Source organism: Emticicia sp. (assembly GCF_043780375.1).
Classification (GTDB): domain Bacteria; phylum Bacteroidota; class Bacteroidia; order Cytophagales; family Spirosomataceae; genus Emticicia.
The window spans coordinates 1-12,078 of the sequence record NZ_JAYWCU010000019.1; the positions used below are offsets into that span (position 1 = coordinate 1).

At 35.2% G+C, this 12,078-nt stretch carries 8 protein-coding genes; 4 read left to right on the plus strand and 4 right to left on the minus strand.

The window, feature by feature from the left end; genetic code table 11:
- Window positions 1-258 precede the first annotated feature (258 nt).
- Together ACH2CJ_RS01600 and ACH2CJ_RS01605 are read left to right on the plus strand one after the other, a co-directional pair.
- Complete coding sequence (locus tag ACH2CJ_RS01600) at window positions 259-1,224, plus strand: hypothetical protein (protein WP_394990322.1); 966 nt, start codon at window positions 259-261, stop codon at window positions 1,222-1,224.
- Window positions 1,225-1,352: 128 nt separating this feature from the next.
- Window positions 1,353-2,507, plus strand: a complete 1,155-nt coding sequence (locus ACH2CJ_RS01605; RefSeq protein WP_394990323.1) for an endonuclease/exonuclease/phosphatase family protein — start codon at window positions 1,353-1,355, stop codon at window positions 2,505-2,507.
- 7 nt (window positions 2,508-2,514) lie between these two features.
- On the opposite strand, the gene ACH2CJ_RS01610 is transcribed toward ACH2CJ_RS01605, so the two are convergent.
- On the minus strand, window positions 2,515-6,411 hold the full coding sequence (locus ACH2CJ_RS01610) for an AAA domain-containing protein (protein WP_394990324.1): 3,897 nt from the start codon (window positions 6,409-6,411) through the stop codon (window positions 2,515-2,517).
- Window positions 6,412-6,598: 187 nt separating this feature from the next.
- On the opposite strand from ACH2CJ_RS01610, the gene ACH2CJ_RS01615 reads away from it, so the two are divergent.
- Together ACH2CJ_RS01615 and ACH2CJ_RS01620 are read left to right on the plus strand one after the other, a co-directional pair.
- Window positions 6,599-9,457, plus strand: coding sequence for a M16 family metallopeptidase (locus ACH2CJ_RS01615; protein WP_394990325.1), 2,859 nt, complete (start codon window positions 6,599-6,601; stop codon window positions 9,455-9,457).
- Between the two features lie 116 nt (window positions 9,458-9,573).
- Window positions 9,574-9,900 (plus strand): hypothetical protein, encoded by a 327-nt coding sequence (locus ACH2CJ_RS01620; RefSeq protein WP_394990326.1) that lies wholly within the window; start codon window positions 9,574-9,576, stop codon window positions 9,898-9,900.
- A 20-nt stretch (window positions 9,901-9,920) separates the two neighbouring features.
- Here ACH2CJ_RS01620 and mscL read toward each other — a convergent pair whose 3' ends face one another.
- Genes mscL through ACH2CJ_RS01635 form a run of 3 tightly spaced genes read right to left on the minus strand, consistent with a single transcriptional unit; the run spans window position 9,921 to window position 11,734 of the window.
- Window positions 9,921-10,277: a large conductance mechanosensitive channel protein MscL gene (mscL, locus tag ACH2CJ_RS01625; protein WP_394990327.1), complete on the minus strand. Its 357-nt coding sequence runs from the start codon at window positions 10,275-10,277 to the stop codon at window positions 9,921-9,923.
- A 9-nt stretch (window positions 10,278-10,286) separates the two neighbouring features.
- Window positions 10,287-10,874: a CvpA family protein gene (locus ACH2CJ_RS01630; protein ID WP_394990328.1), complete on the minus strand. Its 588-nt coding sequence runs from the start codon at window positions 10,872-10,874 to the stop codon at window positions 10,287-10,289.
- 50 nt (window positions 10,875-10,924) lie between these two features.
- Window positions 10,925-11,734, minus strand: a complete 810-nt coding sequence (locus ACH2CJ_RS01635; RefSeq protein WP_394990329.1) for a M48 family metalloprotease — start codon at window positions 11,732-11,734, stop codon at window positions 10,925-10,927.
- Window positions 11,735-12,078 lie beyond the last annotated feature (344 nt).

Sequence of the window (12,078 nt, forward strand, 5' to 3'; positions counted from 1 at the left end):
TTTTAAGTCGAAAAACACCATCTTTTCGGCTACAAATTGAGCAAATTTTTCAACCGTAGCGGTGCTATGCTTTCAAAATTTCCTCAATTTTCGCTTGAAAATCTACTATTTTTCAATCATAATATACTTTCGCAGGAAGTCTATTAAATTTTAAGGTAAATTTAAAGTCGATTTAAGTCCTCTTTAACATCAGTGTTGTTCATTTGTATCATGAATTAATAATCTAAACAATCTAATAATCATAACGATCTAATAATCATGGAAACAACGGATTCACGAACAAACAACAATCAAGGCACTCTTAAAGTAGCCATCGGTATTTTAGTTGGAATTTTAGCTCTTTTAGGCTATTTATTTATGGGAGCAAGAAATGAGACTCTCGAACTCCAAAAATCGTTGACCTCAAAGGTAGAGCAACTTTCTACTACACAAATTAAGTTAGATTCAATTTCTAAGTCTTTAGACCAAAAAATAGTTGAGGTTCAAAGCTTAGGAGGAAGTATAGTTGAACTTGAAGCAATGAAGGTTCAATTAGAAAATGATAAGAAAAAATTGAAATCTGATTTTAGTTTTTCAATGAACAAGTATGAGAATAAAATTAAAGATTACGAAACATTCTTAGTAGCAAAAGACGATGATATTCGTAAATTAAAAGAAGAAAATGGAGTTTTGGTAGCTCGTACTGAAACACTTGAAACAGAAAAACAACAAGTAGTATTTGAAAATACCAGTTTGAAAACTGAAAAAGAAGCATTGTCAACAACTTTGACACAAACGGTTGAAGATTTCACTTCTAAAAATAATGACTTACAACGTAAAGTGAGTTTAGCTTCAGCAATGAAAGCAGTAAATGTTCAAGTTGCCGCTTTATCATCTAAAGGGAAAGAACGTGAAGGAGGTGCATACAAAGCCTCAAGAATTGACCAATTGAAAGTTTCATTTATCATGCCAAATAATCCAATTGCTGCACAAAACAACAAGGATATCTATGTAAGAGTACTTGATGCAAATGGTGCGGTACTTGAAAATGGCAACGGTGGTATTGTACAAGCCGATGGAAAAGAAATTGGATATAGCTTTAAACAAAGCGTGCCATTTGAAAATAATGACCAAAAAGTAGATATTGTTTCTGGAAAAGGAACAAGTTATAGCAAAGGTAAATATAATGTGGAGCTTTATTCTGAAGGCTTCAAAATAGGAAACGGTGCTTTTGAAGTAAAGTAAAATATAAATAAAGTATATCTCAAAGACGGTCTATGTTTTTCGGAACATAGGTCGTCTTTGTAATTTATAACAAACTTTGATGATTTAGTTTGGGTTCAAATCGATTATTCATTTTCATTAATTCAACTATGTCATTCTACGGTTTTAAAATATTTCTGTTGGCAATTGCCGAAATTTTTAGTGAAATGTTTCTTGAAATAGCACATTCCATAGTCAAAACTTTTCGTCAATATCCAATTGCTTACACAGCCATAATTTACTTATTTATAACAATGGCTTTTTGCTATTATCCAATATTTGACCATTGGATAGCTGGATTTATTATGATGAGCTTTCCTATAGCCATTTTGTGCGGTCTGCTATCTTCATGTTTTTTGTTTATAAAGAAACAAAAAGTGATTGCGACAGTTGGTCTTTTTTGGATTTTACTTACGGTTCCATTGATAAAAAGAACGGTAGGAATTGGTAATGGTGAGACAAATTTTGACCCTGTTGCTTCACTAAAAGTACTAAGTTTCAATGGTGAATCTTTTGGGAAAAGCAATAAAAAGGACAATTATTGGGCAAGTTTACAAGCCGATATTGCATGTTTTCAAGAGTATTCACCCAATCCAATTATTGAGGCACAGTATGCCAACAATATTGTAAAACTAACGCCTTTCGATAAAAATAGACTAATAGGATTAGCCTTGTTTTCCCGATATCCGATTCTAAAACACTACGGTAAAGTTTGGGACAGAAAAAATCAACCTAATATTAATGGTTTTTTGTGTGCCGATATTGCTTATAATCAAGATACAGTTCGGGTCGTAAATGTACATTTATGGTCGATGGGTGTGCGTATCAATTTGGCTATTGATGCCCTTAAAAAAGGTCATTTAAAAACCTTTGGGATTGAATTATTTGATAGTTTTTGTCGCTTGAAAGAAGGTTTTGAGAAACGTGATGAGCAAATGAAAGAAGTAGAATCTTATGTTTCAGGCAGTCAATATCCTGTCATTATTTGTGGAGATTTTAATGAAACCCCTTTCGGTTATTCTTACGGGAAGCTCAAACTTAGCTTTAAAAATGCCTTTGAAGAAGCTGGTCAAGGCATGGGTTTTACACTCAATCGCCAACCATATTTCGCCCGAATTGATCAACAATTTTTTAGCTCCGATTGGCAAATACAATCATGCAAAACCATGTCTGGTATAACTATTTCTGACCATTTCCCAGTAGTGGCCAGTTATATTTTGAAAAAATCACTCATTCCTTTGCCAAATTTGGTTGCTCAATGGTAGTTTATTTCTATTTCATAAACTTTCGACTCCACAATCGCTCAATTTTCCAGCCTTTTTCTTGCAAATTCATAGGCAAATAAGCATGAGCTTCTTTCGGTGAAATGCTTTCATAATATAAATCATCATCGGTCAAAATTAGCGACTCATATTTGCCAGCGTTTGTTTTTACTGTAATATCAGCAAAAGGTAACTCATTGATATATAATGGATTAATAGCTTTTAATTGCTCTTTTAAAAACCAGTCCGTTCGGAAATTTTCATTAGGAATGATACTCGGCAAATATTTTCCATTGGAAACATCAAGGGCATATTCTAAGTATTGTTTCAATAATTTAGGGCCTTGATTTTGTGAATCTTCCACTTTTAATTGATTCGGAAAAATACTGCTCACTACATAAATCTTCTCTCTTGCTCTTGTGATACCAACATTCAAGCGGTTTTCGCCTCCTTGTTGATTCAAACTGCCAAAATTCATCAACATTTTTCCTTGTGCATTAGGAGCATATCCGACTGAAAAAATAACAATATCAAATTCATCTCCTTGAATATTTTCAATGTTTTTAATAGAAATCCGACGCTGTAAATCAGTAATTCGTAATTCAATCGACTCCGCTTGTTTATGATTGAAAGTTACAACTCCAATACTTTTCTCAGGAAAGTTTTTTTGTAAATCAGAAATAATTTCGACTACTTTTTGAGCTTCTATTTCGTTTGTGTTTTTCTCCCAAATACCCTCAACTTTTATATAATTTATTGAAGGTTCATTTTTATTAATCTCATGATAATCAGGCAATAAACGCAACGAGTTTTTGTAAAAGAATTGGTTTGAGAAATCAATTAAATCTAACGAACGACTACGATAATGTCCTTGTAACGAAGTTTGGGGAAGATATTGTGCCGCCAAATCAAGTAATGAATCTATTTCTAAAGCTGGTTCATACGAAATGTCGCTCGCAGATAAGTCTTCTTCGTAGCGAATTTGATACAAATCATTGGGCTGCAATTGCTTAGAGTCGCCTGCTATCACAACTTGTTTTCCTCGAAAAATTGCAGGAATACCATACTCAGCAAAGCATTGCGAGGCTTCATCGAAAATCACTAAATCGAACAGTTTTTTGTCAGGTGCTACATTCATTGAAAACATTGCTGAAACCGATTCTGGCGAAGCCATCCAACATGGAATTAGCTTAAAAATTTCGTCGGAATAGTTTTCCAAAACTTTTCTAACCGACCAAATCTTGCGTTTTTTAGTAGTCTGATGTTGTAGCTCTCGATAGGTTGTTGTATTTTGTAAACGATTGACTACCAATGTTTTGTAAGTCTGTTCACGTAGTTTTAACAATAACATTTCCTGACTCAGCGTTTGTTTTTGCTTTACACTTTCTTGTAACTCTTCTTCCATTTGCTCCATTTTCAAAGAACTCACACTTCGTAAAAGCGGAAATAAATTTTCGATATTCTCAATCCAAGCCAAACGTAGCGAATTTTGAAAAATAGCAATAGCTTCTTTAGGCGTTTCGGTGAGTTTCTCTACAACTTCAATCTCTATTCTACTGAACGATTTCTTGAGTTTGTCGGCTTCGACGAGGTAGTCAAAATTTTGATTTAGCCATCTTGCCTCGACCCACTCCTTCGAGGAGAGAGTTTTCGTTTCAGTAGTCCCACTCTCTTCGATGGAGTGGGGCAGAGGTTTACTTATCTGTTTCTCTCTCAAATACAACTTCCACCCAAGCATCTTTTGCTTCGTTTCGGTAATTAAATGCCCTAAATAATGATAATATTGAAGGCTAAAGTTGGATTTTTGAAGAAAAATATTTTCTTCAAAAATAGTGTTTGCCTTATTAGCTAAAATATAATTTTTCAAAGTTTGACTTATCAAATCGAAACCCTCTTGTGCATCAATCAAAATATCTTTTTTGGCTAATTTTTCTTTGAGTGTTTCAAATGCAATCCGATTGTTTATTTTTTTGATAAGTAACACTAAATCAGTTGTTTGTAAAGATAATTTATTTCGAAAAGTTAAGTTTTCAATGTCTTTTTTATCCTTTGAGAATAACTTCCACAAAAACCAGTTCAACCCAGATTTACTGGCTAAATATGCTTTTTCAATTTGTGTTTTTCTAAGTGCAAGTTCTGATACTGAAAGTGTATTTTCTACCCAACCATTGGTATAAATATTTTCTATTGCGGCATTAATTTTCGTTAAATCAAACTGTCGATTTGTAATGTATTTTTTTTCGTTGACAATGGCATTAAATACTACTACAACTTGTGGGTTTTTAAATAGCTGTGTAAAATTTTCGACAATTTTTTCATCAAAACTATTGAGTTGCATCAATGAAAAATTTGTTGTGTTTTTTGCTTGAAAATTCGCCACATCCTCAATCACTCCAATGATTTTTGGCAGGTCTGAAATACTAAAATTTGCAAACGATACTCGGTTTTTCCAAAACTCATAGCCTTGTGTTTCTCGAAGTTTTTCTTCATACTGAAAATAACGTTTCAATCGTCCCTCAAAATCAGATAACTCACTAAACACAAATAATTTATATAAATTTCCTAACTTAATATGTGGTTTTTCATGATTACTTGTCAAATACATTTCTTTCACCGAAAGTCCACAAATTGACTCATCAAAAAGTGCATTTTTAAAACTTTGCAATTCTTCCGAAACCTTGTCAATTCTTCTACTTATTTGCGTAAAATTTCGCTCCAAAAAAATTGTATCTAAACTTTTATTTTTCTTTTGATACTCATCAATTTGCTCAATTTGATTAGCAATTTTTTCAAAAAGTGTTTTTCTGTCATTTTTAAAATCATGAACCAAAGCCACAAAATTGCTCATATTGGCTTTTTCTAATCGCTGAAAAACAGTATCCAACGCCACTCTTTTCTGACAAACGACCAAAACCCGCTTGCCCCGTGCCGTGAAATCAGCAATTAGGTTGGCAATTAATTGAGATTTTCCAGTTCCGGGAGGCCCTTGCACCACGAGGGATTTTCCTCCTTTCACTTGCTTAATTGCCGCTTCCTGCGAAGCATCAACGGCAAAGGGAAGGAAGGTGTTTTCTTCTTTTATTACTATGTTTTCGTTATTTGTAACTTTAAATAAACTTTCTGAATATTGCTCATCTGCTTCCATGTTTTTCAGCAACGCTTCATAATCAGGTACTAAATAAGAGCCCGCTTGTGGGAAAATACCAAGCACTGCTTGCGGAAAAAGTTTGAGTTCACCATTTAGTTCTGATAGCTCCAGGTCATGTTTTGTAAGTCGTTGATAATCAATAAGTTGGTCTGAAAAAAGGTCTTGATTAAAATTAATTTCGAGCTGACTATGTTTCAATAATTCGTATAATTTTGTTCGAAAAACAAGACTATTTTTATCAAAATCTTCAAATGATGTTTCCAAAAATTCATCCAAAATTTTCATTTGATTGAAGTGTGAATAAGCCAATAAAAAACTTCGATTGAGACTTATGGACTCATCACGTTTTTCTAAAATCCATTTTTTGCCATTATTTTGCAGTGTTACAGGAAAAAATAAAAGTGGACAACGCACTACCGTTCCGTCAGAAAGTTTACCTTTCACAAACGGGTAACCTACGTATAAATCTTCTGATCCACGTTCTTCTTCAATAAAAGCCTCAGTGCGAGCAATTTTTCGCAAAACTTTACTCACTTCATTAACTTTTTCCAAACGACTATCTAACATATCACAAAGTGGAATAGTTGTTTTTTGGGCAATGAGTTGATTGATGTATTCAAAAGAAGGTTTTCCATCTAAAAAATCAAGTTCGTTCAAATCAAGAAATTGTTCTTGGGGCAAATTGAGCAACAATAACGAACGATTTCTCGAAGTAAGATTTGTGAGCCGACGAAGATATGTTTTAAGGATTTTTTGCATAAACAAAGATAAGTGAAAAACCTGCAAGGTTTGAATATAACCTTTTATCAACAATTAACGCATTTTAACATTTTCTATTTGGAGTAAATTATTTAAATTACTTTCTTCGTTATAAAATAGGTGTGTGATTTTCTAAAATCCCATATCTTGAATCACATATCTTACACATTTAATCTATTTCAAAATTATGTTAAATTATTACCGAACCTTCACTTTCAAGCAGTTGGTGATTGCCCTGCTTGTTGGTATTTTCATGTTGGGAGGCGATGCTTTCGCCCAGAAAAAGAAAAATCGGAAAAAGAAGCAAAAAAGTATGCTTGTAGAAGAAAAAGTGCCGATTCCTACTCCCATTAAAATTGCTTCTGTAGAAGGAATTACGGAATATTTGCTTGGAAACGGACTTCGTGTATTGCTTTTTCCTGACCAATCAAAGCAAACGGCTACCGTGAATGTTACCTATTTGGTAGGCTCACGCCACGAAGGTTATGGAGAAACAGGTATGGCTCACCTACTCGAACACATGGTTTTTAAAGGTTCGACCAAGCACTTAGATATTCCGAAAGAGCTTTCAGACCACGGTGCAAGACCCAATGGCTCGACTTGGCTCGACCGAACCAATTATTTTGAAACTTTTTCATCAACCGATGAAAATCTCAAATGGGCTTTAGATTTGGAATCTGACCGCATGATAAATTCTTTTATCAAAAAAGAAGAATTAGAAAAAGAATTTTCGGTGGTTCGAAACGAATTTGAATCTGGTGAAAATAGTCCTGAGAATGTTTTGAGCGAAAGAATTCAAGCAACTGCTTATTTGTGGCATAATTACGGCAATACCACTATCGGTTCACGAGAAGATATTGAACGAGTACCGATTGACAATTTACAGGCTTTTTACAAAAAATATTATCAGCCCGATAATGCTGTTTTATTGGTTGCAGGGAAATTTGACGAGGCAAAAATTTTAAAAATGATTAATGAAGAATATTTTGGCTCCATTCCTCGCCCAACTCGTAAACTTCAAGCGACTTATACGGTTGAGCCAACCCAAGACGGCGAGCGTTCGGTAACTTTGCGTCGTGTTGGCGATGTGCAATCTGTCGGAGCATTATACCATATTTGTGCTTCAAGCCACCCAGATTATGCTTCGTTAGACATTTTGCAGTTGATTTTGACCAGTGAACCCGCAGGAACACTTTATAAGGCTTTGGTTGAAAGCAAAAAAGCATCTTATCAATATTCCTATTCTTTTACCAATAAAGACCCTACTTTTCTCTATTTTGGAGCAGGGGTTTTGAAAGATAAAAGTTTGGACGATGCCAAGAAAACCATGCTTGCAACCCTCGATTCGGTGGCTGTAATGACTATCACTAAAGAAGATGTAGAGCGAGCAAAAAACGATATTTTGAAAAACTTTGGCTTGACATTGCAAAGTTCAGATAAAATTGGCTTGCAAATGAGCGAATATATTGGTGCAGGTGATTGGCGATTAGCTTTTTTATATCGAGATGCCGTAACAAAAGCCACCGTAGAAGATGTGAAACGTGTAGCAAAATATTACTTCAAACCTTCTAATCGAACCGTAGGAACATTTATTCCAGATGCTACGCCCGACCGAGTAATAATTCCAGCAACACCAAATGTAGATGAATTGGTAAAAGAATATAAAGGAAAAGCACTTATTGCCCAAGGTGAGGCATTTGACCCATCGCCAACAAATATTGAAAGTCGTACCAAACGTGGTCAAGAAGCAAACGGAGTTGAGTTTGCTTTATTACCAAAATCAACCCGTGGAAATGCGGTCAGAACCAATATTACGCTTCGCATTGGTGATGAACAAACACTACAAAATAAAGCTACGATTGCTCAATTTACAGCCTCAATGTTCAATAAAGGTACAAAAACCATGAGTCGTCAGCAATTGAAAGACACTTTAGATAAACTAAAAGCACAAGTAAATATTGGTGGTGGTGGAAATTCGGTGAATGTAAGCATAGAAACTACGAAAGAAAATTTACCAAAAGTATTGGCAATCGTAACTGATATGTTGAAAAACCCTACTTTCGATGCCGAAGAATTTGAGAAACTTCGTCAAGAAAGTCTGGCGGGAATCGAATCTCAAAAAAGCGACCCGCAAGGCTTGGCTTTCAATGCTTTTCAACGCACAATGAACCCTTATCCAAAATCTGATATTCGTTATGTAGCAACTATAGACGAGCAATTGGAAAACACCAAAGCTGTAAAAGTTGAAGATTTGAAGAAATTTTATCAAGATTTTTATGGTGCATCGGCAGCAACAGTTTCGGTAGTAGGTGATTTTGATGAAGCCAATGTTCGTAAAATTATCAGCTCTAATTTTGGTTCTTGGAAAGCTCCAATAGCGTTTAAACGTATTCAAGCTGTCTTCCAAGACATTGCTCCAACAGCAAATGCTATCAAAACGCCTGATAAAGCGAATGCTCTTTTCTTGGCAGGACAAAATCTTCAATTGCAAGACACTGACCCAGATTATGCAGGTTTAGTTTTGGGAAATTATATGTTAGGGGGTGGGTTTTTGAGTTCACGTTTAGCTGTTAGAATTCGCCAAAAAGATGGATTAAGCTATGGCGTTGGTTCAAATTTAAGCGGTAGTCCGATGGATAAATCTGGTAATTTCATGACTTATGCCATTTATGCTCCCGAAAACGCTGAAAAATTAGAAAAAGCATTTTATGAAGAAATTGCCAAAGTTGTTACCGAAGGCTTTACCGCCGACGAGTTGAAAGCTGCCAAAGCAGGTTGGTTGCAAAGCCGAAGTGTTTCTCGCTCGCAAGACAACGAACTTTCGGGACGTTTGAATAACTATTTGTATTTGGACAGAACGCTTCAATTTGATGCTGATTTCGAGAAAAAAGTAGAAGCAATAACCGTTGAGCAAGTAAATGCTGCCATGAAGAAATTTATTGACCCAAAGAAAATCACTATCGTAAAAGCTGGTGATTTCGACAAGAAAGTTTCTGCTCCAGGAACAACTGCCCCAGGCGGTGTTTCGGGAAGTGGGAAAAATTAAGTAGTCGATATCAAAAAATAGTTAAAAACCCTCCTAATGTTTCAAACGTTGGGAGGGTTTTCCTTTGTATGTAATAGTTCCTGTGATACATTTGCTCAAATATTTGAAACAAAAATATGAACCTCACATTCCTCCGAAATATTGGTATTTCGCTTGCTGTTTCATCAGTAGTAATTTATGTGATTTACCATACTTACGGCTCTGGTGCATATCTTGCCATGTCGGCTTTGGCATTATCAAGCTTTCTGATTGGATATTTAGAGCCACATCGTGGTTGGATGTTGGCACTTTTGCAAGTTATGATTCTATTAAGTGTATATTTCTTGAAAATTTACAAGCCTGTAAGTGCTGATTTGGCAATGTTTGCTACTTTTGCAGGTTGCGGAATTTCTCTGGTTTTTAGTTTTGTGACGGGTCGTTTGGTGAGGTTGTTTGAGAACTAAATTCAAATAAAAAACACCGACTAATTCTTCGCATTTAATTTTCTCAGTTCCTCACGAATATCAATTAAAAGTTCATCAACTTGAGGTTTAACTTCGGTATTTTGCCCTAATGCACGTAAGAAAAAATACAAAATTGTACCAACAATCACAAAGTCGAAGGTTGCTTGAAAGGCTTCCCCCCAACCAATTTTTATAGATAAAATCTCGAAATTTCTATCTTTCAAATTTACACCTCCGAGTAGTACGCCTACTATTGGCATAAAAATTTTGTCTACCAAAGCAGAGATTATTTTCTGAAAAGCCGTACCTATTACTACACCAGTTGCGAGGTCAATGATAGTACTTCGCATCAAAAATCCTTTGATTTTCTTCACCATAAAGTTCGTTTAAATTATGTTTTTGCCTTCTTCTGTCAATTGTTTTATCAAATTTCCACCCGCAGGAATCCAATCCGAAACTTTTGAAATGACAGTTGGAGCAACTTTCGCTACTATTGGATAAGTAAGCGACTCATTAATATGTTTTTGGGGAATTTTAATATCAATACTCGTCATTAGCCAAAGAAATGTGCTAATTCCAAAAAGCCAAGTAAATATGCCAACCATCGCTCCTGCAAAGCCATCAATCGTACCCAAAATTGTAAAACGCAAGGCTCGGCGGAGCATCCAACCCATTTTATTTATCAAGAATATTGTCGGAAAAAAGATAACTGTAAAGCTCAAATAAGGCAAAAAACGATTCGCCATATTTTCGCCAATGGCTGGTGCGATGAGGTTCATGCCGTATCCCAAAAACTTAAAACCAATCACAATCGCAATTACAAATGCCACTACGCCAATGATTTCGATAAAAAGCCCTTTTTGGTAACCACGATAAGCCCCATAAAGTAGCGGGAGGATAAAAACTAAGTCAAGCACGTTCATAATGTTGGTTATTTCTTTTTTCAAAGGTACGATTCTATGCACTAAAGGCATAAAAAATGGGCATTTTTAATAATCTGCCCATTTTTCAATATGTTTAGCACTTAATATTTCCCGCCACCATAAGTTGCGATATGTTCTTTTATTTTGGCAACACGATTTTCGGGGCTTGGGTGTGAACTCATAAATTCGTCACGTTTCTGACCACCACTGGCTTCTGCTAAAATCTCCATTACCTCAATCATCGAATTGGGGTTATAATTGGCTTTTATCATATACCGAACACCAAACTCATCAGATTGTAGTTCATCGTTCCGTCCAAATTTCATTTCTTGAATCTGAGCCACATATTGTGCAATTTGCCCACCACCCATACCGGTTCCATCGGAAGTTGCAGTAGCTACTGCCCCTACCAATCCTTGATAAAAGTCGGATTTTGCCATTTGTTGAGCCGAGTGGCGATGAATCACATGTCCTATTTCATGTCCAAGTACACCTGCCAACTGGTCTTCCGATTTTAGCCTTTTCAAAAGACCGACTGTAATAAAAATTTGTCCACCCGGCAAAGCAAAAGCATTGACAGTTTGGTCGTCGGCCAATACATGAAAATCGAATTGATAAGGAATATTTATACCTTTTTTCTTAGCTTCGTCGTCCACTTGCTTTACTAATTTATAACCTACGGCTTTGGCTTGTTGCTGCACTTCATTATCGTTATAAAGCCCGCCATATTCTTGTGCCATTTGTGGGGCACTTTGCAAACCCATTGCTACTTCCTGCTCAGGAGTCAAATCAATGTGTTGTTTTTCGCCCGTAATAGGGTTTACTTGATTTTTGCTGTAATAGCTAATAAGTGCCACTGCTGCCATTACTAAACCAATGATAAGTCTAAGCTTTAAGCCTGATGATTGCATAGTATTTAATGAGTTTGAGGTACTTAATTCGATTTAGAATTATATTTTAAGGCGGTAAAGTTACAGTAATTCTTGAGAAACTGACAAAATTTTGATGTAGAAAAATTTTGTCTTTCATTCGCTTGATTATCAATCATTTAGAAATTATTTAAATAATTTCTAAAAACATTCATTGCTAAATTTTGTTTAAATAAGTATATTTGATTTGCGATTCTACACACATGTTGTACTAACTTTTCTTATAAGCGACAATTAAGTAAAAGAGTAAAAGTTTTCGAGTATTAGAGTATAGCTAGTTATCTTTGTTGAATGAGAACGAAAATATATATACATCTAAGTGCGGA

Coding starts and splice junctions, on each gene's coding strand:
- ACH2CJ_RS01600 (WP_394990322.1), top strand. CDS start 259: ATGGAAACAACGGATTCACGAACAAACAACAATCAAGGCACTCTTAAA.
- ACH2CJ_RS01605 (WP_394990323.1), top strand. CDS start 1,353: ATGTCATTCTACGGTTTTAAAATATTTCTGTTGGCAATTGCCGAAATT.
- ACH2CJ_RS01610 (WP_394990324.1), bottom strand. CDS start 6,411: ATGCAAAAAATCCTTAAAACATATCTTCGTCGGCTCACAAATCTTACT.
- ACH2CJ_RS01615 (WP_394990325.1), top strand. CDS start 6,599: ATGTTAAATTATTACCGAACCTTCACTTTCAAGCAGTTGGTGATTGCC.
- ACH2CJ_RS01620 (WP_394990326.1), top strand. CDS start 9,574: ATGAACCTCACATTCCTCCGAAATATTGGTATTTCGCTTGCTGTTTCA.
- mscL (WP_394990327.1), bottom strand. CDS start 10,277: ATGGTGAAGAAAATCAAAGGATTTTTGATGCGAAGTACTATCATTGAC.
- ACH2CJ_RS01630 (WP_394990328.1), bottom strand. CDS start 10,874: ATGCCTTTAGTGCATAGAATCGTACCTTTGAAAAAAGAAATAACCAAC.
- ACH2CJ_RS01635 (WP_394990329.1), bottom strand. CDS start 11,734: ATGCAATCATCAGGCTTAAAGCTTAGACTTATCATTGGTTTAGTAATG.